The organism is Sinorhizobium meliloti, assembly GCF_017876815.1.
GTDB classification, from domain to species: domain Bacteria; phylum Pseudomonadota; class Alphaproteobacteria; order Rhizobiales; family Rhizobiaceae; genus Sinorhizobium; species Sinorhizobium meliloti.
Window position 1 is genome coordinate 3,372,836 of sequence record NZ_JAGIOS010000001.1, and the last position, 23,701, is coordinate 3,396,536.

At 61.9% G+C, this 23,701-nt stretch carries 34 protein-coding genes and 1 pseudogene; 14 read left to right on the plus strand and 21 right to left on the minus strand.

The window, feature by feature from the left end; genetic code table 11:
- Window positions 1–68: 68 nt before the first annotated feature.
- Together ilvA and JOH52_RS16320 are read left to right on the plus strand one after the other, a co-directional pair.
- Window positions 69–1,316, plus strand: coding sequence for a threonine ammonia-lyase (ilvA, locus tag JOH52_RS16315; RefSeq protein WP_010969357.1), 1,248 nt, complete (start codon window positions 69–71; stop codon window positions 1,314–1,316).
- Between the two features lie 77 nt (window positions 1,317–1,393).
- Window positions 1,394–1,714 carry an HlyU family transcriptional regulator gene (locus JOH52_RS16320; protein WP_003528242.1) on the plus strand — a complete coding sequence of 107 codons (321 nt, stop codon included), beginning with the start codon at window positions 1,394–1,396 and terminating at the stop codon, window positions 1,712–1,714.
- Window positions 1,715–2,023: 309 nt separating this feature from the next.
- Here JOH52_RS16320 and JOH52_RS16325 read toward each other — a convergent pair whose 3' ends face one another.
- Together JOH52_RS16325 and JOH52_RS16330 are read right to left on the minus strand one after the other, a co-directional pair.
- Entirely contained in the window at window positions 2,024–3,997 is a 1,974-nt protein-coding gene (locus JOH52_RS16325) for a bifunctional 2',3'-cyclic-nucleotide 2'-phosphodiesterase/3'-nucleotidase (protein ID WP_107010499.1), read from the minus strand.
- A gap of 124 nt (window positions 3,998–4,121) precedes the next feature.
- A complete protein-coding gene (locus JOH52_RS16330; RefSeq protein ID WP_003528246.1) occupies window positions 4,122–4,583 on the minus strand; it encodes an Lrp/AsnC family transcriptional regulator in 462 nt (153 codons plus the stop codon).
- A gap of 157 nt (window positions 4,584–4,740) precedes the next feature.
- Here JOH52_RS16330 and ald point away from each other — a divergent pair, with 157 nt between their 5' ends.
- Window positions 4,741–5,859, plus strand: a complete 1,119-nt coding sequence (gene ald, locus JOH52_RS16335; RefSeq protein ID WP_010969355.1) for an alanine dehydrogenase — start codon at window positions 4,741–4,743, stop codon at window positions 5,857–5,859.
- 41 nt (window positions 5,860–5,900) lie between these two features.
- Here the strand turns inward: ald and JOH52_RS16340 are convergent, their stop codons facing one another.
- The 5 genes from JOH52_RS16340 to JOH52_RS16360 form a co-directional block, all read right to left on the minus strand.
- Window positions 5,901–6,368 (minus strand): DUF1203 domain-containing protein, encoded by a 468-nt coding sequence (locus JOH52_RS16340; RefSeq protein WP_010969354.1) that lies wholly within the window; start codon window positions 6,366–6,368, stop codon window positions 5,901–5,903.
- Window positions 6,369–6,469: 101 nt separating this feature from the next.
- The gene (locus JOH52_RS16345) at window positions 6,470–7,033 is read right to left on the minus strand and encodes a GNAT family N-acetyltransferase (RefSeq protein WP_010969353.1); all 564 of its coding nucleotides are present in this window, start codon (window positions 7,031–7,033) and stop codon (window positions 6,470–6,472) included.
- Between the two features lie 5 nt (window positions 7,034–7,038).
- Window positions 7,039–7,902: a 3-mercaptopyruvate sulfurtransferase gene (gene sseA, locus JOH52_RS16350; RefSeq protein WP_010969352.1), complete on the minus strand. Its 864-nt coding sequence runs from the start codon at window positions 7,900–7,902 to the stop codon at window positions 7,039–7,041.
- Window positions 7,903–8,099: 197 nt separating this feature from the next.
- Window positions 8,100–8,849, minus strand: a complete 750-nt coding sequence (locus JOH52_RS16355; RefSeq protein WP_010969351.1) for an alanyl-tRNA editing protein — start codon at window positions 8,847–8,849, stop codon at window positions 8,100–8,102.
- Between the two features lie 7 nt (window positions 8,850–8,856).
- Window positions 8,857–9,897: a cysteine synthase A gene (locus JOH52_RS16360; protein WP_014529584.1), complete on the minus strand. Its 1,041-nt coding sequence runs from the start codon at window positions 9,895–9,897 to the stop codon at window positions 8,857–8,859.
- A gap of 314 nt (window positions 9,898–10,211) precedes the next feature.
- On the opposite strand from JOH52_RS16360, the gene JOH52_RS16365 reads away from it, so the two are divergent.
- From JOH52_RS16365 to JOH52_RS16375, 3 genes are all read left to right on the plus strand, one after another.
- Window positions 10,212–11,060, plus strand: a complete 849-nt coding sequence (locus tag JOH52_RS16365) for an SDR family NAD(P)-dependent oxidoreductase (protein WP_107010498.1) — start codon at window positions 10,212–10,214, stop codon at window positions 11,058–11,060.
- 193 nt (window positions 11,061–11,253) lie between these two features.
- Entirely contained in the window at window positions 11,254–11,493 is a 240-nt protein-coding gene (locus JOH52_RS16370; RefSeq protein WP_003528289.1) for an AbrB/MazE/SpoVT family DNA-binding domain-containing protein, read from the plus strand.
- Complete coding sequence (locus JOH52_RS16375; RefSeq protein WP_010969348.1) at window positions 11,490–11,888, plus strand: PIN domain-containing protein; 399 nt, start codon at window positions 11,490–11,492, stop codon at window positions 11,886–11,888. The genes JOH52_RS16370 and JOH52_RS16375 overlap by 4 nt, the downstream gene beginning before the upstream one ends.
- 76 nt (window positions 11,889–11,964) lie before the next feature.
- On the opposite strand, the gene JOH52_RS16380 is transcribed toward JOH52_RS16375, so the two are convergent.
- The 14 genes from JOH52_RS16380 to JOH52_RS16445 all read right to left on the minus strand — a co-directional run bounded on the left by JOH52_RS16380 (window position 11,965) and on the right by JOH52_RS16445 (window position 17,843).
- Complete coding sequence (locus JOH52_RS16380; RefSeq protein ID WP_003528293.1) at window positions 11,965–12,291, minus strand: SMR family transporter; 327 nt, start codon at window positions 12,289–12,291, stop codon at window positions 11,965–11,967.
- Window positions 12,288–12,632: an SMR family transporter gene (locus JOH52_RS16385; protein WP_010969347.1), complete on the minus strand. Its 345-nt coding sequence runs from the start codon at window positions 12,630–12,632 to the stop codon at window positions 12,288–12,290. Before JOH52_RS16385 ends, JOH52_RS16380 begins: the two co-directional genes overlap by 4 nt.
- 215 nt (window positions 12,633–12,847) lie before the next feature.
- Entirely contained in the window at window positions 12,848–13,048 is a 201-nt protein-coding gene (locus JOH52_RS16390; RefSeq protein WP_014529585.1) for a hypothetical protein, read from the minus strand.
- Window positions 13,048–13,425: an HNH endonuclease signature motif containing protein gene (locus JOH52_RS16395; protein ID WP_014529586.1), complete on the minus strand. Its 378-nt coding sequence runs from the start codon at window positions 13,423–13,425 to the stop codon at window positions 13,048–13,050. Before JOH52_RS16395 ends, JOH52_RS16390 begins: the two co-directional genes overlap by 1 nt.
- Complete coding sequence (locus JOH52_RS16400; protein ID WP_014529587.1) at window positions 13,422–13,961, minus strand: hypothetical protein; 540 nt, start codon at window positions 13,959–13,961, stop codon at window positions 13,422–13,424. The genes JOH52_RS16395 and JOH52_RS16400 overlap by 4 nt, the downstream gene beginning before the upstream one ends.
- The gene (locus tag JOH52_RS16405) at window positions 13,958–14,329 is read right to left on the minus strand and encodes a DUF4326 domain-containing protein (protein WP_014529588.1); all 372 of its coding nucleotides are present in this window, start codon (window positions 14,327–14,329) and stop codon (window positions 13,958–13,960) included. Before JOH52_RS16405 ends, JOH52_RS16400 begins: the two co-directional genes overlap by 4 nt.
- Window positions 14,326–14,508 (minus strand): hypothetical protein, encoded by a 183-nt coding sequence (locus tag JOH52_RS16410; RefSeq protein WP_017265688.1) that lies wholly within the window; start codon window positions 14,506–14,508, stop codon window positions 14,326–14,328. Before JOH52_RS16410 ends, JOH52_RS16405 begins: the two co-directional genes overlap by 4 nt.
- On the minus strand, window positions 14,501–14,824 hold the full coding sequence (locus tag JOH52_RS16415) for a hypothetical protein (RefSeq protein ID WP_014529589.1): 324 nt from the start codon (window positions 14,822–14,824) through the stop codon (window positions 14,501–14,503). Before JOH52_RS16415 ends, JOH52_RS16410 begins: the two co-directional genes overlap by 8 nt.
- Window positions 14,821–15,153, minus strand: coding sequence for a hypothetical protein (locus JOH52_RS16420; protein ID WP_014529590.1), 333 nt, complete (start codon window positions 15,151–15,153; stop codon window positions 14,821–14,823). The genes JOH52_RS16415 and JOH52_RS16420 overlap by 4 nt, the downstream gene beginning before the upstream one ends.
- 15 nt (window positions 15,154–15,168) lie before the next feature.
- Window positions 15,169–15,414 carry a hypothetical protein gene (locus JOH52_RS16425; RefSeq protein ID WP_017265689.1) on the minus strand — a complete coding sequence of 82 codons (246 nt, stop codon included), beginning with the start codon at window positions 15,412–15,414 and terminating at the stop codon, window positions 15,169–15,171.
- Window positions 15,411–15,584 (minus strand): hypothetical protein, encoded by a 174-nt coding sequence (locus JOH52_RS16430; RefSeq protein WP_017265690.1) that lies wholly within the window; start codon window positions 15,582–15,584, stop codon window positions 15,411–15,413. The genes JOH52_RS16425 and JOH52_RS16430 overlap by 4 nt, the downstream gene beginning before the upstream one ends.
- 119 nt (window positions 15,585–15,703) lie before the next feature.
- Entirely contained in the window at window positions 15,704–15,937 is a 234-nt protein-coding gene (locus JOH52_RS16435) for a hypothetical protein (protein ID WP_017265691.1), read from the minus strand.
- A gap of 93 nt (window positions 15,938–16,030) precedes the next feature.
- Window positions 16,031–16,213 carry a hypothetical protein gene (locus JOH52_RS16440; protein ID WP_014529594.1) on the minus strand — a complete coding sequence of 61 codons (183 nt, stop codon included), beginning with the start codon at window positions 16,211–16,213 and terminating at the stop codon, window positions 16,031–16,033.
- A gap of 964 nt (window positions 16,214–17,177) precedes the next feature.
- The gene (locus tag JOH52_RS16445) at window positions 17,178–17,843 is read right to left on the minus strand and encodes an XRE family transcriptional regulator (protein WP_014529595.1); all 666 of its coding nucleotides are present in this window, start codon (window positions 17,841–17,843) and stop codon (window positions 17,178–17,180) included.
- A 561-nt stretch (window positions 17,844–18,404) separates the two neighbouring features.
- On the opposite strand from JOH52_RS16445, the gene JOH52_RS16450 reads away from it, so the two are divergent.
- The 8 genes and pseudogenes from JOH52_RS16450 (at window position 18,405) to JOH52_RS16490 (ending at window position 23,616) form a co-directional block, all read left to right on the plus strand.
- Entirely contained in the window at window positions 18,405–18,860 is a 456-nt protein-coding gene (locus tag JOH52_RS16450; RefSeq protein WP_014529596.1) for a hypothetical protein, read from the plus strand.
- The gene (locus JOH52_RS16455) at window positions 18,860–19,081 is read left to right on the plus strand and encodes a hypothetical protein (RefSeq protein ID WP_014529597.1); all 222 of its coding nucleotides are present in this window, start codon (window positions 18,860–18,862) and stop codon (window positions 19,079–19,081) included. Before JOH52_RS16450 ends, JOH52_RS16455 begins: the two co-directional genes overlap by 1 nt.
- A pseudogene (locus JOH52_RS36155) lies at window positions 19,081–19,330 on the plus strand (hypothetical protein). The gene JOH52_RS16455 and the pseudogene JOH52_RS36155 overlap by 1 nt, the downstream one beginning before the upstream one ends.
- Before the next feature lie 199 nt (window positions 19,331–19,529).
- Entirely contained in the window at window positions 19,530–21,053 is a 1,524-nt protein-coding gene (locus tag JOH52_RS16470) for an MT-A70 family methyltransferase (RefSeq protein WP_014529599.1), read from the plus strand.
- Window positions 21,050–21,355 (plus strand): hypothetical protein, encoded by a 306-nt coding sequence (locus JOH52_RS16475; protein WP_014529600.1) that lies wholly within the window; start codon window positions 21,050–21,052, stop codon window positions 21,353–21,355. Before JOH52_RS16470 ends, JOH52_RS16475 begins: the two co-directional genes overlap by 4 nt.
- Window positions 21,355–21,723 carry a hypothetical protein gene (locus JOH52_RS36800; RefSeq protein ID WP_421668522.1) on the plus strand — a complete coding sequence of 123 codons (369 nt, stop codon included), beginning with the start codon at window positions 21,355–21,357 and terminating at the stop codon, window positions 21,721–21,723. The genes JOH52_RS16475 and JOH52_RS36800 overlap by 1 nt, the downstream gene beginning before the upstream one ends.
- Complete coding sequence (locus JOH52_RS16485; RefSeq protein ID WP_014529601.1) at window positions 21,720–22,973, plus strand: helix-turn-helix domain-containing protein; 1,254 nt, start codon at window positions 21,720–21,722, stop codon at window positions 22,971–22,973. The genes JOH52_RS36800 and JOH52_RS16485 overlap by 4 nt, the downstream gene beginning before the upstream one ends.
- Window positions 22,957–23,616, plus strand: a complete 660-nt coding sequence (locus JOH52_RS16490) for a transcription termination/antitermination NusG family protein (protein ID WP_014529602.1) — start codon at window positions 22,957–22,959, stop codon at window positions 23,614–23,616. The genes JOH52_RS16485 and JOH52_RS16490 overlap by 17 nt, the downstream gene beginning before the upstream one ends.
- The last annotated feature ends 85 nt before the right edge of the window (window positions 23,617–23,701 follow it).

Genomic DNA, 23,701 nt, shown 5'->3' on the forward strand with positions numbered 1-23,701 from the left:
GATGGTCTCCGGCGCGGCAATGTGCAATAGCGACTGCCATCGGCAAACTCAACGGGTGAAGTCACGTGATGAAGCAGGATGTTGAAAAAGCGGCAGCGGCGATGCGCGAGATCTTTCCGCCGACGCCGCTTCAGCTCAACGAGCACCTGAGCGCGCGCTGTGGGGCGACCGTCTTCCTGAAGCGCGAGGACCTTTCGCCGGTGCGCTCCTACAAGATCCGCGGCGCCTTCAATTTCTTCCGCAAGTCGCTCGGCTCCGGAGCGGCCGGGAAGACCTTCGTTTGCGCTTCCGCGGGCAATCACGCTCAGGGCTTTGCTTTCGTCTGCCGCCACTTCGGCGTTCCCGGAGTCGTCTTCATGCCCGTGACGACGCCCCAGCAGAAGATCGACAAAACGCGCATGTTCGGGGCCGAGTTCATCACGATCCGCCTCGTCGGCGATATTTTCGATCAATGCTACAAGGCGGCGCGCGAGCATGTGGAAGCGATCGGCGGCGTCATGGTGCCTCCCTTCGACCATGACGATATCATCGAAGGCCAGGCCACGGTTGCAGCGGAGATAGCCGAACAATTGCCGGCCGGCCCCGTTGCCGATCTCGTCGTCCTGCCCGTCGGCGGCGGCGGCTTGGCCGCGGGCGTGACCGGGTATTTGGGCGACAGCCTCTCGGCCGACCGTTTTCTGTTCTGTGAACCGGAGGGGGCGCCGAGCTTCAGGCGCAGCCTGGAACTCGGCGGCGTCGTCACGCTCGACCAGGTGGACAATTTCGTCGATGGCGCGGCGGTCGCACGGATCGGCGACCTGAACTTTGCTGCGCTCCGGAGATTTTCGCCGGAACAGGTGATGCTGCTGCCTGAGAATGCGATCTGCCTGACGATCACCGAAATGCTGAATGTCGAGGGCGTGGTTCTCGAACCCGCCGGCGCGCTTGCAATCACCGCACTGGAAGCGCTTGGCCGCGATAGTCTCGAAGGCAAGATCGTCGTAGCGGTCGTTTCCGGAGGCAATTTCGACTTCGAGCGCCTGCCGGACGTGAAGGAGCGGGCCATGCGCCATGCGGGGCTCAAGAAATACTTCATCCTGCGCATGGCGCAGCGTCCGGGCGCGCTTCGCGATTTCCTCGGTCTCCTGGGAGAGGAGGACGACATCGCCCGGTTCGAATACCTGAAAAAGTCTGCTCGAAACTTCGGCTCCGTGCTCATCGGTATCGAAACGAAACACGCGGAGAATTTCCCCGTTCTCAAACAGCGTTTCGATGCGGCGGGTCTCCGCTACCAGGACATCACCGAGAACGAGATGCTGGCCAACTTCGTCATTTGACAAGGCGGGAAGTGGCCGGCGCCGGGCTCACCAATTTTAGCTTTGACAGGGCCGGCGAGCACGGCTAACTGTGAGGCATGGCATCGTTTTTCTCGAAATTATTCGGTCGCTCCAGCGGCTCTGAAACGCAGGCACAGCCTGCGGCAGGCAAGACCGAGAACTATGCGGATTGCGTGATCCGGGCGACGCCTCAGCGCGAGGGATCGCAGTACCGGCTTGCCGGCAGCATCGAAAAGTCGATGCCGGACGGTGCAACGAAAGTGCGCAGCTTCATCCGGGCAGATCTCTTCACCTCCGAGCAGGACGCGATCGACTCGGCGATGCGCAAGGGGCGCCAGATCATCGACGAGCAGCGCGCGGCCCTCTTTTCCGACGACGCTCAGTCGCGGCCTGTCTGATATCCGGCGGCGGTAATCGCCAGTCCAAACAATATCCTACGGGTGATTCCTCATATTCCGCACTAAGGCCCGTTTGACCTCCTCATTCCTGTGCTCGTCACAGGAATCCAGCCAGACCAAGTCCTTGGGCTGAAAAAACGCTTCCCGCGCCGCAGACGCGGCGCTGCTGGATCTCTGTGACAAGCACAGAGATGAGGGCGAGGAACGCCATCATTCATCTCGCAGCAACCGTCATAAGCTCCAGATGAATCTCAACAGGCCCTTGGGGCGTGAGGAAAGGTATGTTCGGTTTTCCGCCCGCATCCCGCGTCAGAGCTTGATTCTGAACCGGGCGAAACCGTCGCTGCCGTCGCCGGCATTCTCGATTTTCACCGCCTTGACCTCTGCCAGGAATTGTCGCGCCCTCGGGCCGCTGTCGAACAGCACGCTCGTGTCCTTCTGCGGCGCGAAGGTCCAGTTCGCGTCCGCCGAGGGGTTGATCGTTCCCTGTTCGACGATGTAGCGCACGATGACGTCGCGGTTGGTGTCCGGCGCGACGAAGACGACCTTGTCGCCGGCGATGCCCGGAAAATTGCCGCCGCCGCCGGCGCGGTAGTTGTTGGTCGCTACGACAAATCTCTGCTTGGGATCAATCGGCCTGCCATCGAATTTCAGATCACGGATGCGGCTGGCCTCCGGGTTCGCCACATTGCCGTCCTTGTCGTATTTCGCAGGCTGCGAAAGAACGATCTGGTAGGTGACCCCGTCGATCACGTCGAAATTATAGGAAGGGAAGTCGCCATTGATCAGGCTTGCATCGACCGATCCCGGTGCAATCCGGTTGAAGATGCCGGCGGACATTTCGAGCCAGTTGCGCACCTCTTCGCCGGTGATGACGACCGCCTGCACCGTATTCGGATAGAGGTAGAGGTCGGCGACATTCTTGATGGCGATGTCGCCCGCTGGAACATCCGTATAGTACTCGGCGCCACCGCGCCCGCCGGCCTTGAACGGGGCTGCGGCGGACAGGACCGGCAGGTCGCTGTGCTCGGTGTCCTTGAGCATTTCGCGGATATACCACGTCTGGGCCTGGCTCACGATCTGCACCGACGGATCGTCCGCAACCAGCGCGAAATAGGAGTATAGCGGTGCCGAAGTTTTGCCGACGGGGGTGCGCACATAGGCAAGCGTCGCTTCGTGGTCCTTCTGCGCGGCTGCGAGCACTTCCGGCTTGTCACCGACCTCGGCGATCACCTTCTTTTCTTCCCGGCGAAAGATCGGCCGCGCCTCGCTTGTCGAACCGATCACACGCCACTGGCCGCCGTCGCGTTCGAGCAGCAGATCGATGAGGCCGAGATGGGATCCCCAGAAGCCGCCCATGACGCCGGGCTTTCCTGAAATCAACCCTTTGGCATTGTCGACGCCCGGAATTCCGTCGAACTTGGGTCCCGGAAAGTCGAGGTGGCTGTGGCCGGTGACGATGGCGTCGATACCCTCGATTGCCGCCAGGGGTACGGACGCGTTTTCGAGATTTTCGGCATAGGCCTGCTGCCCTATGCCGGAATGTGAGAGGGCGATGACGATGTCGGCGCCTTCCTCGCGCATCTGCGGCACCCAGGCTTCCGCGGCCTTGACGATGTCGCGCGCATTCGCCTTGCCTTCGAGGTTCTTGGCGTCCCAGGTCATGATCTGCGGCGGTACGAACCCGATGAGGCCGATGCGGATGGGGTGTTCCTGACCGGCGCCGTCCTTCACTTTTCGATCGAGGATTACGTAGGGCTTGAGGAAAAGCTCGTCCTGGCGCGGGGCGGCGGCCATGGCGCCTTTGGTCAGGTTGGCGCAGACGATCGGAAAGTTTGCGCCGTTGATCACATTGAACATGAAATCCAGGCCGTAGTTGAACTCGTGATTGCCGAGCGTGCCGCAGTCGTAGCCGAGCACGTTCATCGCGGCGATGACCGGATGCATGTCGCCTTCCTTCATGCCGCGCTTGTAGGCGATGTAATCGCCCATCGGATTGCCCTGAAGAAAATCGCCATTGTCGACGAGGACCGCGTTCGCCGCCTCGGCGCGGATGGCGTCGACGATCGAAGCGGTGCGCGCTAGGCCAAGCGTGTCGTTCGGCTTGTCGGCATAGTAATCGTAGGGAAAGACGTGGACGTGCAGGTCCGTGGTTTCCATGATCCTGAGATGCGCCTGGTTGGCAGCCGCGCGGGTCGAGAAGGGATGCAGCACGACAAATGCCGACGTGGCGGCAAGACCGCCGATGAGGGTCCGGCGCGAAATGGGATGCAAAGCAGTCATCGGTGATCTCCGAAAGCGCGTTCGATGCGTTCAGACAAGCGCGACTATGGCGGAATGGCCCGGCCACGCAAAGCGGCTGATTTTTGCAGACGGGATTGCCGCCGCGTCTCGCTGCATCACGGTCTCAGATGCCGACATTGGGGCGATCGATGACCTCGCGAAGCGAAAAACTCGAATTGATCTTTACGACGTGCGGCAACGCCGAGAGCCAGTCGCGATGGATGCGCTCATAATCCTCCAGATCCTTCGCTGCCACGCGCAGGATGTAATCGTATTCCCCGGACATCAGGTAACACACGAGCACATTGGGGCAGAGCTTCACGGCGGCTTCGAACTCCGCAAGGGTCTTGGCGAACTGCCCGGACAGCGAAATATGCACGATGACCATGATCCTGTAGTCGAGCGCCTTGTGGGCGATGCGCGCATGGTAACCGGCGATCGTCCCGGACTTTTCGAGAATATCGACCCGCCGCGAACAGGCCGACGGGGAGAGGCCGACCCTCCCGGCGAGGTCCGCGTTCGAAATTCGGCCATCCTGCTGCAGAATGCGCAGAATCGAACGATCGATAGCATCCAAGCCAGTCATTCGCATCTTCTTTCGAATAGTCGCAATTTTGTGCAATAATCACCGAAATCAATGCATGGATGAGCACTTCTTTGCAAGGACATTCTGGATGCCATCTGCTTTGCTGGACCCCTCATCAACGCGGCAGAAAGCCCATGGATAGGAGAGGAACGCAAAGATGCGTGTCGGTTGCCCGAAGGAAATCAAAAACCATGAATACCGTGTCGGCCTTACGCCCGGATCAGTACGGGAATATGTAGCCCACGGCCACGAGGTCATCGTGGAAACCAAGGCCGGGGCAGGGATCGGGGCCGATGACGACTCCTATCGCGCAGCCGGTGCAAGGATCGTACCGACAGCCAGAGAAGTCTTCGAAAAAGCGGACATGATCGTCAAGGTCAAGGAGCCGCAACCGTCCGAATGGGCGCAACTGCGCGAAGGCCAGATTCTCTACACCTATCTTCACCTCGCACCGGACCCGGAACAGACCCAGGGACTTCTTAAGTCCGGCGTCACGGCGGTCGCCTATGAGACCGTGACGGATGAGCGCGGCGGACTGCCGCTGCTTGCGCCGATGTCCGAGGTCGCGGGACGGCTTGCGATCCAGGCTGGCGCTACCTCGCTCCAGAAGGCAAATGGCGGCCGCGGAATCCTGCTCGGCGGGGTACCGGGGGTTCTTCCGGCCAAGGTCGCGATCATCGGTGGCGGCGTCGTCGGCCTGCATGCAGCCAAGATGGCTGCCGGTCTCGGGGCCGATGTTTCTATCCTGGACCGGTCGCTGCCGCGTCTGCGCCAACTCGACGATATCTTCAACGGCCGTGTCCATACGCGCTACTCGACGATCGATGCCTTGGAAGAGGAGGTCTTCTCCGCCGACATGGTGATCGGAGCGGTACTCATTCCCGGCGCTGCTGCGCCGAAGCTCGTCACACGCGAAATGCTGTCCGCCATGAAAAAAGGCGCCGTCATTGTCGATGTCGCGATCGACCAGGGCGGCTGCTTCGAGACGTCGCATGCGACGACGCACTCCGAACCTACCTATGAGGTCGAAGGCATCGTGCATTATTGCGTTGCGAACATGCCGGGGGCGGTGCCGATCACGTCGGCGCACGCGCTCAACAATGCGACACTCCAATACGGACTGCAGCTCGCCGACCGCGGCCTCAAGGCGATTGCCGAAGACCGGCATCTGCGCGCCGGCCTCAATGTCCACCGAGGCCGCGTCACCAATGCCGCCGTGGCCGAAGCACTCGGCTACGACGCCCACGCTCCCGAGGCCGTCCTCCACGTCGCCTGACACGCTGAACCGCCCGGCGCCATCATGCGCCGGGCTCCCGCTCAGGCCGCTTCGATGCGGCACTGGTAGCAGTTGTATTTTCCCGAGCGAACATGCACGAAGGCGACGTCCGGCCGTGCCAGCAATTCCATGGCCCGCTGCTCGAGGTACTCGGCATCAACGGCCCCGCCCGTGCCATAGACGATGCGCTCATCTCCCCCGTAGCCGCGCAGAAGATAGCTCTTGCTGGATGCGAGTATCGGCGGCAAGGCGTCACCGTCGTGAATGGCGCAATTTTCAGCGTGCATGAAGATCGGTCCCGTTTCGGCATAGGCCTGAACCGACGAAAACGGCCGGTAGGCGAGAACGAGATAAGGCTGGCCCTCATCGACATTGCGAAGGCAGTGCCGGCACGGCACGCCGTCGCCGTCCGAAATGCGCCGTTCGGGCTGGTCGCCATAGGCGTCCGGCCCGCCTTGCCTTAGCCGCTCCGCCTCTCCGACGGGCATTGCAACGTAGTTGAGTTTCATGGCGCTTCTCCCGATTGGCTGAATTCAGGAGAAAGATGCGCACTTGTGTCTGGGAACGACACCCGATACTTGCCGAGCTTAGATCCAACATCCGAAAGCGTTCAGAGCTTCTTCGCGAAGGTGAGAAGTTCCTCGTCGCTCAGCGGCTCGACCACCATCTCGCGCGTCGCGACCGGAGAAAAGCCGAACTGCTGGTAAAGCTGCAGCGCCCGGGGATGATCGAGATTGTTCGTCGTGACCGTGACCTTGCGCGGGTTCATGGCCCAGGCCGCAAACAAGGTCTGCAGCAAGAACCACTTGCCGAGTCCCAGGCCGAGCGCGTGCTCCATGAGCCCGAAATGGGTGAGGTCGATGACGTCATCGTCCAGTTGCTGGAATTCGAAGAAACCGGCCGGCGCACCGTCCACGTAAAGCACCATGACCGTCGTTCGCTTGTCGTGGAGGATAGCCGCCAGATCGTCGTCGCTCATGCGCAGGCGCTCCGCCCAGTGCCAGCGCTTTCCGACACGCAGATAGAGAAAGCGGTAGTAGGCAAGCGGAATGTCCGAGACGCGCAGGATCGCCGTGTGGATGTTGATCGGCATCGGCAGGCTTTGCTTTGGCGGCGATGTCATTTCGAGTTCGGTCACGTGCGCCGTGATCGCGGCAGGCTTCGACCTTGGCATGGCTCTCACTCTTTACCAATTGCAACCGGGGTATCCGGCCGGCTACCCCATTCCGACCAGGAGCCATCATAAAGCGTATTGTCCTTATGTCCCAAGGATTGAAGCGCAAGCGTGATGATGGCGGCGGTTATGCCGGAGCCGCAGCTCGTGACGACCGGCTTCGTCAGATCGATGCCGGCATCCGCAAAAGTTCGGCGCAGCGCATCGAGATCCTTGAACCTGCCCTTGTCGGAGAATACGCCCGAGGGCAGGCTCCTTGCACCTGGCATATGGCCCGACCGCATGCCCGCCCGCGGCTCCGGTTCCTCGCCGGCGAAGCGCCCGGCGCTGCGCGCATCGGCAATCTGGGAGAGCCGGTGCTCGACCACATCCCTCATGCGCTCGAACGAGGTGACCGCGTTCGGGTTGAAGACTGCGTTGAAAGCCTGCGGGCTGGGTTTCGCAACCTCGGTCGTCGTTGGCCGGCCGTCCGCTTTCCAGCCGTCCATCCCGCCATCGAGAACGAAGACGTTCTCGGCGCCCATGATTCGGAACATCCACCAGACCCTCGGGGCGGTGAAGATCCCCGGGCCGTCGTAGACGACGATCGTGTCGTTCTCGCTGATTCCCATTGCGCCCACGGCCTCGGAGAATGCCTCGGGAGAGGGCAGGGTGTGCGGCAGCGCGCTCGTCCGATTGGCGATCGCGTCCTGGTCGAAGAAGACCGCCCCGGGAATGTGCGCGGCGGCGTATTCGGCTTTCGCGTCGCGGTTCTGCGCCGGCAGATACCAGGCGGCATCGATTATCTTGACCGACGGATCATCGAGGCGCTGTTCAAGCCAATCCGCAGAAACGACAAAGCGGCTCTTGTTTTCGTTCTCACCATTCATCGTCGTCACTCCACTGGCTTGCTGATGTAAAAGAACAGTTCGCTGCCCGCGCTAAGGCCTGTTGAGATTCAGGATACCCGCCGCGACTTGTTTGATTTCCTCATACCTGTGCTTGTCACAGGGATGACGCGAGGAGAGATTGCTGTCCTCCGGCACGGTTCCTAGGCCGCGCAATCGGCACCGAATCTCAACGGGCACTAAACCGCAACCCCGTCTTCGGGCGTCGCGAAGCGTATACGGAAGCGCCTGTTTTCCTTGCCCTTCTTCTCGATCTTGGCAATGTGGATCGCACCCACTTCCTGCGTCTCGGAAACATGCGTTCCGCCGCAGGGCTGGCTGTCAATCGATGAATTCTCGCCGATGCAGACGAGACTGACCCGGCCAAGCCCCATCGGCGGGCGGACATTCTTCGACTTGACGATGCCCGGATTGGCGGCCAGCTCCTCGTCGGTGATCCACTGCACGTAGACCGGATGGTTCTCTTCGACGAGTTTCATCAGCCCTGCCGTGACCTCGTCCTTGTCGATCGTTTCGCTCATGTCGAAGTCCACGCGGCTTTCCTCCTCTCCCACGGCTGCGCCGGTGATCGGGAAGGGGCAGACGACCGACAGCAGATGGCAGGCCGTGTGCATGCGCATCAGCCTGTAGCGGCGCGGCCAGTCGATGTGCAGCACCAGCTTCTCGCCGACCGCCGGCACGGGCGCGCCATCGGCGGACATGTGAACGATGACGTCCTTGTTCGCGCCATGCCGTGTTTCGACGATGTCGATGCGGCTGCCGTCTTCGCGCTCGAGGAAACCCGTGTCACCCGGCTGCCCGCCGGATGTCGCATAAAAGCAGGTCTGATCAAGCTCGATGCCGCCGCCTTCCAGGATTGCCGTCACGCGTGCTTCGCAGGTCGAGAGGTAAAAATCGTCTCGGAAGAGGGCGGTGACGGTTCCGGTCATGGCAATCCTATCCAGCGGGTTCGTATGGCACTGCTATGTTCGAAGCGGTCTTCAGCCAGTCCGGAACCGGCAGGCCCTTGGAGGTCAGGAAGTCCGGATTGAAGAGCTTCGACTGATAGCGGTTACCATAGTCGCAGAGGATCGTCACGATCGTGTGTCCCGGCCCGAGGTCCCGTGCAAGCCGCACGGCGCCGGCGATGTTGATGCCGGTCGAGCCGCCGACGCAAATACCTTCCTTTTCGATGAGATCGAAGACGTAGGGCACCGCTTCAGCATCCGGAATCTGGTAGGCGAAGTCCGGCGTGAAGTCTTCGAGGTTGGCGGTGATTCGGCCTTGACCGATGCCTTCGGTGATCGAGCTGCCGCTCGACTTGAGCTCGCCATGGGCATAAAAATTGTAGAGTGCGGCCCCCTCAGGGTCGGCGATGCCGATCTTGATCGCCGCATTGCGGGCGCGCAAGCCTTCCGCCACGCCGGCAAGCGTGCCGCCGGAGCCGACGGCGCAGATGAAGCCGTCGACCTTGCCGTCGGTGTCGCGCCAGATTTCAGGCGCGGTCGTGTCGACATGCGCTTGCCGGTTGGCGACATTGTCGAACTGGTTCGCCCAGATGGCGCCGTTCGGCTCGGTTTCGGCGAGTTGGGCCGCCAACCGGCCGGAGATCTTCACGTAGTTGTTGGGATTCCTGTAAGGCACAGCCGGAACTTCGACCAGTTCGGCCCCAAGCAGGCGTAGCGCGTCCTTCTTTTCCTGGCTCTGGGTTTCGGGAATGACGATGACGGTGCGGTATCCAAGTGCGCTGCCGACAACGGCAAGGCCGATCCCCGTATTGCCGGCCGTACCTTCGACAATCACGCCGCCCGGCCGCAACTGGCCGGACTTTTCGGCCTGGCGGATGATCCAGAGCGCTGCCCGGTCCTTTACGGACTGCCCGGGATTGAGGAACTCCGCTTTGCCGAGAATGTTGCAGCCGGTCGCTTCGGACACGGCCTTGAGCCGGATCAGCGGCGTATTGCCGATTGCTTCGAGCACGGACGGAAGAACAGGCATATTGAAAACCTCGCGCTGGACGGAACGGATGCCGGCATTAGCCAAGCACTAACCTCGGTCGACGGCAAGCCGATGAACATTTGGTTTCATGGGCAGGATCGCCGAAATATTGGCGTGTTTTCGGCTCAGTCTGTCCTACAGGCAAGGAATAGCGTTTCGCAGCTTTCCTGTCCCGGGCAAAAAACGTCTCTGCCGTCAATCGACGGGCGGGAAGCGGAGATTGCGGGGCAGGCGCTTGCCGTCCGGAGAGGTATAGGGACCGACCGCTTATGCGGTGGCCCCGGTGAGAACCCCCGTCGACGAGCGAGGAAAAGATGACAGCTGTATTCACCGCCCGCCCCGAACATGGATTGGCATGGATCACCGGTGCAAGTTCCGGCATCGGTCGCGCCGTGGCGCTCCGATTGGCCGAGGAAGGCTATTCCGTGGTCGTCACGGCGCGAAGTCACGAGAAGCTGGTAGACCTTCAGCACCAGGCGGCCGAACCGGGGCGGATGATCGTTCTCGATGGAGACGTCACCGATCCGAAGGACATGGAGCGGCTGCTGGCCAAAATCGAATACGAGCACGGGCAGGTGGCACTCGCCGTCCTCAACGCCGGCGTCGCCCTCCCGGTCCGTGGCGACGACCTGCGTCGGGAGCCCTTCGACAGGAGCTTCGCCGTCAATCTCAACGGCGTCGTCAACTGTCTCGTACCGCTTGTCGAGCATATGAAGACCAAGGGGCATGGACAGATCGCGATCATGTCGTCGGTGGCCGGCTATGGCGGCTTGCCGATGAGCGCCGCCTACGGTGCGAGCAAGGCGGCGCTCATCAACATGGCGGAGAGCCTGAAATTCGACCTCGATCGCATCGGCATCCGCCTGCAAGTCATCTGTCCCGGATTCGTGGATACGCAGGCTGCACCGAAAGGCGGTTTCCCAAGACCCGCGCTGGTGAGCACGCAGGAGGCGGCAGACCGGATATGCGCCGGCCTGAAGTCTTCGCGTTTCGAGATCACCTTCCCGAAACGATTTACGTACCTGGTCAAATTGCTGCGTATCCTGCCCTATGGGCTTTATTTCGCGCTTCTCGACCGGCTGGTACCGGGAAGGGCAGCCGTGGCTGCGGTTCCAAAGAACAAGCGCTCAGGCTCCGACGGACAGCCGCGTCAGGCGATATGAAGCACCAGCACCGCGCCGAAAATCAAAAGGCGAGCCACCTCAGCCGATCAGCCTCAGCCTTTGGCCGAAGAAACGCCGCCGCGCCGATAGCCCCGGCTGGGGCCGAAGACCGGCATAAGCGACCAACCCTGCAATCTTGACCTTATACGCCGTTCGCATTACTTTTTTCCTTGTAAAATGTAAGGAGAATGGCGTGCCGACCTCGACGATCACTTCGAAAGGTCAAATCACCATCCCGGCCAAGGTCCGCATCGATATGGGTCTTTCCGCCGGGGATCGTGTGGACTTCATCCGTATGGAGGACGGCCACTATGCGGTTGTGCCCGCTTCCCATTCGATCAGGTCGCTGAAGGGGATTGTTCCTCGTCCGGACAGGCCAGTCAGTCTTGAGGATATGCAGAAAGCGATTATCGCCGGAGCCGCCGGCGAATGATCGGCGTCGATACGAACCTGCTGGTGCGTTACCTGGCGCAGGACGATACCACCCAATCACCGTTGGCTTCACAGATCATCGACGGCTTCACACCCGAGGCGCCCGGCTACATCTCACAGGTGGTTCTCGTCGAAACCGTCCGGGTCTTGACGCGATCATATAGGATGTCACGCGAAGCCGTTGCCAGCGTTATCGAAACTTTGTTGCGGGCGCGTGAGATCGTTGTTGATCGAGCGGATGCCGGCTATCTGGCGCTTGCCACCTACCGAGCGACAAAGGCGGACTTCTCCGATGCGCTGATCGCTCACGGCGGACTCTTGGCAGGCTGCACCGAAACGCTGACCTTCGACAAGCTGGCAGCCGATCATGCCGGAATGCGCCTCGTAAGCCCATGATCAGTGGCAGGTGCCGGGAGGCAGCGTCGCTTCGGCCCTGAGGGAACAAGCGCTCAGGCTCCGACGGACAGCCGCGTCAGGCGGTATGAAGCACCAGCACCGCGCCGAAAATCAGTGACAGTCCAAGCCAGCCGACCGGTTTCAGCCTCTGGCCGAAGAAAAGGCGGCCGCAGATGGCCGTACCGAAGATTCCGGTTGCGCCGAGAAGGGCATAGGCGACCGCCAGGTCCATATCCTTGATCGCTTCCGCCAGCAGCGCGAACGCCGCAAGCACCAAGACGATCGAAAGGGCACCCCAGCCGCGGCGGGCAAAGCCGTTCGACTTCGTCGAGGCGAGATTCGCCGCCACATCGAGCACGCCGGCGGCGATCGCGAATGCGAAGGAGAGACCCGACGCGCTCATGCGGCGGCTTCCTCCGCATCGCTCCTGCCGGCATTGAGGAGAAGTATTCCCGCAACAGCCATCGCGAGGCCCAGCATCTCGCGGCCGGAGAGCGCATGGCCGAAAACGAAAACAGAGACGAGCGTTATCACGGCGACGCCGGATCCTTCCCAGACGGCATAGGCGACGCCAACCGGAATGGTCTTCACCGCTCGTGCCAGGAAGACGTAGGAGAGCGCGATCGAGGCATACATGACCACATGCCCCCAATAGGAGCCGGAGCCGGATGCCGCCTTCATCACAGTCAGGCCGACGACCTCGGTCGCGATCGCGAGGACCAGGAAAAGCCATGCAAGACGCATGAGGAAACCTACGAGAAATCAGCCCGACAAAATGAAAAGAGCCATTCGGGCTTTGCCGCGAATGGCTCTTTCGAAACTGGCTCCCCGGGCCGGAGTTGGCTCCGGTAGGAGAGCGGCAGCGCTAGCCATATTTTACAAGACGTTAGAAGAACCTTCTAAAGCTCTAAGATTAGCGATGTAGCCAAAATGTAGCCAAAATGTAGCCAAAATGTAGCTCACTTCGCTCCGATCAATTTGCGGATACGATCGACGTTTTTGCCGCGCTCCTTTGCTGCGAGGTATTCCCGCTCCATGCGGTCCAGCAGGGGTTGCGCGATCGGTCCACGCCGGTCGACGAGTTCGGCGCAAACTAGCAGCATCTTCTCGATGCGTCCCAGCGAAATTTCGCCGCTCGGGTTGGAAGCGTTCGCCTTCATCAGCTACTCGCCTCCATTTCCTGGCACTCGAACTTGGGTCCGCAGTTGTGGCTGATCATGCCGCGCTTCGCCTGTTCTCGGCGTTTGGCGTTTTCCTTGCGGGTAACCATCTCGACGTGATCCGTTTCGGCTCGCACGCAAAGGCGATTGCGGCAGGCGTGGTCCAGTTCTTTCTTGCCGGGGATATAGCCGTGCTCGTTGGTCCACATGGCGATGTGGACTGCGACCGTCTGGCCGTCGAGAGACATGCGGGGGTAGCCCTTGCCTCGACCGGTCTTGCCCGAATCACGGCCGGTCCACTCCCAGCAGCCTGCTACCGGATCGATGCGGACCCGGGACATGATCTTGGCGCGGATGCGATCACGACGACTGCTCATCCTCGGCGCCTCCAGGCATCGAAGGCGCTGCGCAGATCCTGCCAGCGGGCGGCTGCGGCCGGGTCGGCGTTCAGCTCGGCGCGCGAGTCGATGTTGAGGATGGATCGGATCTTCGTTGCGGCGCGATCGTCGGTGAGCGGTCGCGCCAGGCCGTGGCACTCCTCGAGAAATTTCTTGAAGGCCGGCTCGGCGCATTTCATCGCGCATTCGGCGGCGTAGTCTTTCGGCTTCTGCTGGTGCTGCGGAGGCGCGTGGCGGCGCAGCTCGGCGACGAGGGTGCGATACCGGCCGGCGAGGGTGTTATAGGTACCGAGCAGCCAAATCAGATCGAAGGGCGCGTTCAGCACCATCTCCCTGTCGCCGATCGGCGCGTCGGCGGCTATCGTCGCGATGAGGAAAGTGCCTTCGCTGCTGGCCGCAGTCAGGCAGAGCCGGCCCCCGTCCGACTCAATGCCCCAGTCCCGGGTCGCGAGCGCGACCCGGTTGCGGATCGCGTCCATGCGTTTCTGCTGCGGCGAGGGTTCCGGGTGGCTCATCGGCGGACCTCGTCGCACGGGCGATTGGCCACCTGGAGAAGCACGTCTCCATGGCAGGGTTCGTCTGGCTTGCACCAACATGCGAGATTTTTGCCGCGCAGCTCATCGGCATTCTCAGCGACAAAACGGCGGGTGCGCTCCAGCGCCTGGATATTGGGATCGGCGCGGACGCGTAGCAATCCGGCGAGCAGTGCTTTGTATAGATCGACGCAATAGGAGGCGTCGCCATGCTTGCCGACGACGGGGGGATTTCCCCATGGGCCGGGGCGACCGACATGCACCACTTCAAGGCCATTGATCGACTTGGAATGCGCCTGCAGGTCGAAGCCCTTGCGCCGAGATAGCTGGAGGCGAACAGGCTTCGTCATTCGGCGGCCTCGCTGTTTTGGGTCTCCCTATTGATCTTGACCTTGCGGTTGGCGCCGGCGGGGACGCCGCGACGGTTGGCGGCGAGCTGGCGCGCGTTCTCGGCGGCGCTCGCGTCGAGATCGAGCGGGGCGATCTCCGGATCTGCGAAATGGATGCGGAAGGGCAGGAGATCAGTCATCGAGCTTCTCCCCGCAGAAACCGGCTGCTTCGTTTACGCACTCGACGATGAAGAGCGCGATCGCCAGCGCCTCCTCGTCGGGGCGTTCGTTGTTCACGTCGACGGTGAAAATGTCGCAGCCGTGGCGATCGAGCACGACGCCGATATCCGTCTCGGAGAGGCGCAGCGGCACCTCGACATTCTGATCGAAGAAGGCGGTGCGGATGGTGCGATGGCTGACGGGCTGCGGCTTGGCGGCTGTCGCTTTGAAGGCGTTGATGTGCGCGTCGGGGGCGAGCCGCTTGATATGGTTTATCTGCTCCAGCGCGCCGCTCATGCCCGCGCCTCCAGTGCCCTGATGTGCATGGTGATGCGTGGGACGGAGATCGGACGAATGTCGTAACCGCCGGTCTCACGTGAGGCCCGGGTGAAGACGACGGTGCGGCGGCCATCCTCATGGATGCCGCGATGCGCGGCGACGTTCCAGCCCCAGCGCCGCTCGGCGACATAGTCTTCCATGACATATTCGGCGACGCCGAAGGCCAGCGCCAGGCGCGGGACCGTCATGCCGGACAGATAGCCGGCGCGCACGGCCGGCTCTTTCAGAAGCGCCGTCGAGGTGGAAAGGCCTGATGGCGGAACGGGATTTCGGACAAGGTTGGCCATTTCGATTTCCTTGGATCAGCGGCGGGAAGGGGTGAGGAAGAGATCGAACCAGAGATCCTGCAGCCGCTCGCGCTCGAGGCCGTGCGTCGTGGCGATTTCAAGGAAGGTGCGATCGGGCGTGGCGTAGCAGTCGAGCAGCGCGGAGCGCTCGGCAACAGTGAGATCATGGCCGCGAAGGGCGGCGATCGACACGGAGCTGGCGCGCTCATGGCACGTGGCGGCATCGTGGCCGACAGGGAGGATGGCGAGCTGCGGCATCATACCTTCGCGTCCGACGCGAACTGCCATTCCTTTCGGAAAGCCGTGGTGCCGGCCAGCGCGGCTGACATCAGGAACGCGATCGAGAGCGCGAGGATGGCGCAGGCGAGGAAGAAGCGATTGGGGCAGGCTTCGAGCCGCGCCTTGTTATGTCCGGTGAAACGCTCAGTCATGGCCAGAGGCTCCAGAGCAGGATCAGGTGAAGGTGAAGGGGAAGGGTGAAGACGAGGCCGCCAAGCGCGCCTCGCATGACCACAAGTGGGGGCAGCTCAGGGCGGCGCTCCACGGCTCGTCACTTCACCGGTGCGGGAATATCAGCGCCGGCGCCGTTACTATTGTCGATGGCGATCGGAGCGATGATCGGATCTACTGCGAGCCGCTGCCCATCGAACCACTTTGGCTCTTTGTCGGGGTTCCGAGGCGACAAAAGGTATTGGTCGCAACCGGTTATGTATTCCGCATGGCCAGTCACCACGCCTGCAAAGTTCGTGATGCAGTCCTTCGCGAAGGATCCAAGCTTTATCATTTCGGAAATCTCCGGAGAGTTCTTCGGGGGCCGGCAAGCGCGCCGCGCATGAACCACAGGGATCCACGGCGACGCGCCCTCTTCGTCATGACGCTACGCCGCGTGGGCCATGACGGTGGCCAGCTCGGTGGCTTTGGAGCCAAAGAGCGTGATCTGCCGCTCGGTGAAGCCTTTCAGGATCAGGTCGTGATCCGTGCAGCCCTCGCCGATGGTGCGCATCGCCTCGGCCATGCGCTCAATGGTGTTTCTGGTGTGAATTCCGCCGTTCGGTTGCAACGTTCGTCTCCGGGTTAGAGGATGAACCCCCTGGGCGACATTCGCGCTTCGAGGGACGAAACGAAATATTGCCAAATAGGCAAATGTGGTCAAGAGGGAATTTGCCTATTTGGCAATTTCCATGAGGGAGGCCGTTCGGCTGTTGCAGAAGTTAGTCCGGAATACAGAGTTGTGGTAAGCGGGCGGGGATCCACTTTCAGGAGATTCGGCGTGCTCGCGACATTGGCCATCATCGTTCTGGCTGCTTCAGGTCCTTCTCCGACTTGCGTCGCGGCTGCACATCGGTTTACGAGTTTTCTTGTCGAGGAGGCGAAAGGGACCAGGCATGAGGCGCAAATAAAGGCTTCAACGGAAGCAGCCGGCGGCCTCGACAAGAAGGTCCATGAGCTAGCGGCTTCCATGGATGAAGATCGCTGCGCTTTCATACTTGCGGCTCCGGATAGCACGGTAAGAGCGCTGGCAATTGCCGCGCTTCCGGAGCGGAACGGCAAATGAAACTGGGGATCATCTTAGTTCTGGCCAGTGCCGGAATAGCAGATCCGGTTTCGATCACGGGGCGCGCTTCGATCGTGGACGGGGACACGATAGAGATTCAGGGGCGCCGTGTAAGGCTCAATGGTGTAGATGCGCCCGAGACTCGCCAGCTTTGCAAAGACGAGAAGGGCAAGTCCTACCGCTGCGGGAAGATAGCTGCGGATGCTCTGGATGGCTTTCTAGCCTCATCGCGCCCGACGACTTGCCGAATACTAGGAAACGACCGCTATCGCCGTTTGGTAGGCTCTTGTTACCGCGCAGACGGGCCGAAGTTGCCGCTTGGATGGTGCGCCACGGTCATGCACTTGACTGGCCACAGTACTCCCAAGGGCCCTATGCCGCAGAGGAAGCAGCAGCAAAGAATAACCGTGCCGGTGTTTGGCGAGGTACATTCGCCCCCCCCTTGGCAATGGCGGAAGGCAAGCCGCCGTTAGCCGGAAGCAGTCATTTTCTGTACCATACGCTGTCGAGCTGAAGGCGTGAGCTTTTTCCATTGGCCGCTGCGAATCACGGATTGGATAGCGGCAACCCACACCAGGCGCACGCCTCTTATCGGCGGTGCATTGTGACTCTCTAGATCGAAGGTCCCTCGTTCTGCACCCTGCAGCACGCGCTTCAAGTAACGCTGCCCGGTGGCAGTCTTGACGGCCGCTTCCCAGCCCAAGACCTCCTCCACGACTACACCTTGGCGCCAGCAGATGATGATATCGCCGTCGTCGTAGCGAGGCCACATGGACTCGCCGGTCACCTCGAAAGCTATCGCGTCAGGGGGCAGCGGGAACGGCGTTTCGATTTCATAAAGCCCTTCAGGCGGGATCTGCTCTTCCTCCGGCAAAATTTCGGCTCCTGCTCCGATCCGGCCCATTACCCCAACTACATTGGGTGCTTTGACCGGCGCTTTTGCGAGGATGTCCTGCGCCGCCACATCGAATGCGTGTGCGAACAAGTTGAGGTTCTTGACCGAAAGGTTCCGCTCGCCGTTTTCGAGCCGCGACACATAGGACACGGAGAGGCCGGTCCTCTCTGCCAAATCTTCGATGGTCATGCTGCGTTCGTTGCGGAGTTCGTTTATGCGGTTTGGGTAACTTTTGTCCATATGGCAAATTTCCAAAGTTTGACAAAGAACTCCATGGCCATATAGGCAAAAACTCCTTGACTGCGTTTTGCCTATTTGGCAACTTCAGCGTATGGATGCTTTGTCAACTTACCTCAGCGAGACGGGCGAGCGGCTATCGGCCTTTGCCGTGCGCATCGGCCGTTCTCCGAGCACACTGTCGCGCGCGCTTTCTGGCCAGCGGGATCCGAGTGTCGATCTTGCGCGAGATGTCGAGAAAGGTACCGCCGGTCGTGTCACAAAACTCCAATTCCTCGAATTGTGCCTTTCGGCGCAAGACCCAGTCGCCATGTCGCGTCGTCAGACGCGGGAGGCGGCGGAATGATGTTCCCCCAGCAAGGCACCGGTCTCCTCCTCCCAACTGGCGACCTTGCCACTTGGCAGGGACGCGCCCGATTTCGGCGCGTCCCTGTCTCTGTTTTTCCCTCTGCCTATCCATGCGGCCCTCCTTGATCTGATGGGCTACCCTAAGCCGCCGGCGCGCGGCCTTCACGGAATCCTTTCGTTTGATTTTTTCCTTGACCCAAACTCAGGGGTGTTTTCGTGCGTGCAATTTCTGACGAACATGCATCCATCATCAAGGCCGCTACGGCTGCGGCTTTCGAGGCGCTCGGCGGAGTTAGCCGGGCAGCCGAGGCGCTCGGCGTCGCCTCCTCGACGCTGAGCAAATATGCCTCCACCGGCGAGGAATGGCGCGACAGCTTCATCCGCCTCGATCTTGCCGTCGAACTAGACCGGCGGTGCGATCATCCTTTCCTGCTCACTGCCATGTCGCGGATCGTGAAAGACGAGCGCGTTTCGAGCTTCGGCGCGGTCACCGCCAGCGCAGTCCTGCGCCTGGATGGCGTTCTCGACGATGTCGTACGTGCCGTCGCCGCGGCGCTCGAAGATGACGATCACATCGACGCTGCGGAACGACAAGCTATCCGCAACCGCATCGTTGCGGCTCAACAATATCTGGCCCGCCTCGACGCCATGATGATGGCGGGTGCCCGCTGATGCATGGCAAACCCAAGAACTCAATCAAGACGGTGACGGCGATCTGCGCACTGTTGCCGGACGACCCGGAAGCTGCCGTCAGCCTTGTCACAGTTGCCTGCGCTGCTGCCGCCATCACGGCCGGGCTCGACGACGAGGCAACGGTACACGGCCTGCGCGCGGCGCTTATATCCATGCGGGAAAACGGGTTCGGCGACATTGGTCGCAAGGGGGTGCACTGATGGAGCGCGCCACCCTTTCCCCCACGCGCTGGACTGCCAGTGGGCCGGTCGGGCCGCGCGGCATCGCATTGTTGCGGCGGGTGCGGGCGAGCGGCGACGCATACACGCTCATCCGCAACGTCGACCGTGATGCCGTGGTCAAGGCGCTTGCCGCCGGCTTCGTCGCCTGGGTCTTGCCGGAGCCGCGACGACGTGCGGCTGACGGCGAGGGGTGCGGAATATCTCGATCGCCTGGCGAGGGTGGAATGAGGTTTTCTGCCCCGCCCTTAAGCTCCTCCGTGCCGTCGTCGCTGGCGGGGGCCCCGCCGCTCTCCCGCCAGGTCCTCGTCGAGCGCGTCCTGACGCTCTGGGTTCAGGAAAACCGCGACACGCACTCGATCGCAGCCGAACTCGGCATCGACGAAGACGAAGTCTGCAAGATCATCGAACAATCGGAAGGAAGAAGGCCGTGAGCGATCAGCTTCCGAAGCTTGGCCCGAAGGCGCGCGAGATCGTCGACGCAGTGTTGCGGGACGGCATCTATCGCGCATCGAAGGAGTCCGAAATCGCCGTTTGCCGCAATCTGAACAGCCGTCAGCTCCTCTCTCGCGACAAGAGAGATGGCGCGGTCTGGTATCCGACGGCAAGGCTTTGCGAGCTCGCCGGCGTGACGCCGCCGGAGATCGGGCAGGGGGGCGAGGGCGGACCCGGCGCGCCGGATTCCCGGGTTCAACCCGAGCAGGGCGCCGATCGCCCCCCTGCGCCGGCCGAGATCGAGCCTTCGCCGACGGCTGACCTGCCGCCGCTCACGCGCCTGCAGCATCATCCGCTCGCGGCCCTTTTCCCCATGCTGCCCGACGACGAGCTGCGCCGCCTCGCCGACGATATCGAGGCGAATGGGCAGCAGGAACCGGTCTGGCTGCTCGACGGAAAGATCCTTGACGGGCGGAATCGCGAGGCGGCTTGCCATCTGGTCGGCATCGACGCCTGGACGAAGGAATACGAGGGCAAGGACCCGCTCGGCTTCGTGCTCTCGCTCAACCTGCATCGCCGACACCTGACGGAAAGCCAGCGCGCCATGGTGGCGGCACGGATCGTCGATTGGGAACGCGGCATCAACCAGAGCACAGCCGGGGATGCAAATTTGCACGCCCGCGAGGCAGGGCGCCGGCTTTCGATTTCCGAGCGCGCGGTTAAGGCCGCAAAGCGGGTGCGCGACCACGGTGTCGAGGCGCTGTCCGATGCCATCCGCGACGGGCGGATCTCCGTTCATGCCGGTGAGGCTCTGAGCCACCTGGAACGGGCGGCGCAGGAAGAGGCGCTGCGGCTCGAGGAAAAGGAGATTATCCAGCGCGCCAAGGAAATCCGCCAGAAGCGGCAGGAGATCCGTCACGCCGTGCGGCTGACGCATATGGCGCATGTGGCCGACGCCGGCTCGTCGACTGCTGGCAAGGTCGACCAGAAGTTCCCGGTCATCTATGCCGATCCGCCGTGGCAGTTCGGCGTGCGCTCGGAAGTGACGGGACGCGAGAAGAGCGCCGAGAACCATTATCCGACCATGCCGACGGATGCGATCTGCGCGCTCTTCGACGAGATCGGCGCACCGGCCAAGGCGGATTCCGTCCTCTTTCTTTGGGCGACGAACCCGATGCTGTCCGACGCTTTCCGCGTCATGGCGGCGTGGGGCTTCACCTATGTGCACCACTGGATTTGGGACAAGGAAGTGGCCGGAACCGGCTATTGGGGCCGCGACCGGCACGAGCTGCTCCTGATCGGTAGGCGCGGCGACCCGGTTTCGCCACTCCCCGGCTCGCAACCGGAGACGGTCTATCGCGAGCGGAAGGGCAGGCATAGCGCCAAGCCCGATTACTTCGCCGAGCAGATCGAGCGGCTCTATCCCGCCATGCCGCGGCTCGAAATGTTCTGCCGCAGCCCGCGCCCGGGCTGGACGGCATGGGGGTTTGAAGCCGCGACAGAGGAGGCAGCTGAATGACCTCCATGCTTCCCATCATCGAGGAACTCGCCGATGCGCCGGATCACAAGGCGCGGGCGCGCTGGCTGCTCGAAGTGCCGCTCGCGGTGATCATCCGCGATCAGGTGACCATCCACCGGCTGCTCTCTGCGGCCGGTTTTCACGAGGGCCTTGCCTACTTCGCAGCCGAGATCGCGGCGCTTTCGGCGACGCGCGGCCGGGATGGGCTCGCGCCGAACACAATCCGCATGACGCGGGAACACGCCCGCATTGGAGTTCAGATCATTGCGCGTAGGGGCACGGAAAAGGGGGCGGTTCTTTGATGAAACTAGTACGCGACAGCAATGCCAATTTCCTTGGCGGCTTCAACAAACGCCCGGCGCGCCAGGTAAGAGGGGGATTGCCCGATCAAAACGTCGGCGCACGTCTGCACGGCAAATGTGTAAGCCAACCCGTTTACTGCCGGCCATCGCTCACCCAACAATGTGGCGGCGCTTCGCGTCGTCGCGACACTTTCAATAAAGCCTGTGTCCGGCAAACGGACGAGCACCGCTTCACTCCACGGACCGACATTCATGGCGAGCCTCAATTGCGCGATGCTGCCCAAACGTTCCGTCAGTTGAATGGTTCCGGCAGAGAGCTTGTGAGCACACCGTTGGCCCAAAAGGCGGCTTTATGGAGCGTGGAATGAGCCAGGAAGCCACAATCCGGCGCGGTGTGCGCAATGCGCGCTATGCGGCAATACCGAACCATGTCTTTGAGGATGCGCGGTTGTCGATGGAAGCAAGGTGGCTCTTGAGCTACCTGCTCTCCAAGCCAGACAACTGGACCGTCGTCATCGGCGATATCATCAAAAAGGGCAATTGCGGGCGCGACAAGGCTCGCAAGATGATCGCCGAGTTGGTCGACATTGGTTATGCAGAGCGCGAACAGCAGCGCGAGGATGGCAAATTCGGAGCTTCCGTGCTCGTGATCTTCGACGAGCCGCGCTGCGCCACGGCCGCTGAAAACGCTGCCGAAGCGTCTGGTGTTGCAATTCTACCGCAGACGGATTTACCGGCGACGGCATTACCGGCGCCGGTTTCGCCGGCGCCGGTAAAATCGGCACATAGTAATAACTCAGATTCAGCAAATACTGATTATCAGATTCTGAGAGAGGGCGGGCGCGAGGCTCCGGAAGATGGGCAGGAGCCGGAAGACCCGAGGAAGATCGACGCCGCCTTCTGGGCGCTGGTGAAGGATTGGCCCGGCTTCGCCGGCATGCCGAAAGAGCCGGCGAAGCGGGCGTGGCTCGCGCTGACGGCTGACGAGCGCCGGGAAGCGGCCGAGCGCTTCCCCCGTTGGCTGCAACTGCTGAAGGCGCAGAAGAAATCCCACACCCCGGCACCATCGACCTATTTCGGCGAAAAGCTCTGGATGGAAGTTCCTGCGCAGGATGAGGCGGCGAAACCTGCGAACGCCATGGCTGCGCCGTTCGGCAAGCTCTGGTCGGCAACGCGGTTCGCCGAGCTGCTGCTGCCGCCGTCTGGGATCGTCGCTCCTCCGACGAAGTTCGAACAGATGCAGATCGACGCGGGGCAGGTGTCCCTTGCTGACGTGATGGCCGAGAAGCGCATGCGCGCCGGATGGCCGTCGGTAAACAGCATGCAGGAGCGGGCACGCTCGGCGCAGGGTTCGATATGCCCGCTGGCGCTTGAAGAGGCGGGGCAGGGCTTCCAGGCGGTGAAGCGTGACGGCGAGCTGCTCGCCGCGTGGCAGCGTGAGCACAAGCGGCGCGGCTGGCCCTTTCCGGAAGGGCGCTTGCCTGAGTGGGTCTATTTCCCGGCGATCGAAGGCGAGGGCGATCTCGACTTCCTCGTGGCCGAAGCAATCGAGCGCTACCGCGAACGAATTTCCGACTATCTCGCGAACAGGAGCAAAGGCGATGATCATGCAGCGTAGCACGTTTACCGGAAGCCCGATTGCGCTGCAGGGCCCTGATCGTTTCGCCGATCGGATGCGGAGAATCACCGACGGCCTCCTCGACGAGGGCGCGTTGGTCACGGCGAATCTTCGAATCAATGGCGGCAAAGCGCCGTGGTTTGCGCTTCGGGTCTGGACGGGCCGCGAGAAGACTGTGGAAAACAGTCTCGATGCCATGGGCGTGCGGTCGCTCGTGCCGATGCGGAAAGGCCCCGACTTGCGCCGTCGCGGTCGCGTGATCGAGGGGCAGATGATGCCGGTTATCCATGGTTATGTTCTCGTGCAGATGATGGCACTGTCCGAGTACCTCGCCGGATTGCTGGGCGTCGAGCATGTGATCGATGTGCTTGGCGGGTGCGAGCGCCCCATGCGCTTGAGCGACAAGGAAGTCAACAGATTCAATGGCCTCGCTCGCAATGGTAATTTTGATTGGGAGCGCCCTGTTCACCTGGTGGTGAGGCCTGGAGAACCGGTATGGATCACGGCTGGGCCCTTCTGCGATCGAAAGGCAACCGTCGTCACTCGCAGCAGAAAGGGCCGTGGCGACGTGGTGGTCGCTATCGACTTGATGGGCGGCGAGGTGCCGGTGACAGTGCCTCTTGCTTTGCTCAAGAAGTTGTGAGAGTCATCGTGCCATTGGATGAGCTGATGATCCTGCAGTGAGCCTCTGAGAACGCACGAGAGTGCGGGGCGAAAAGCCCGAGGTC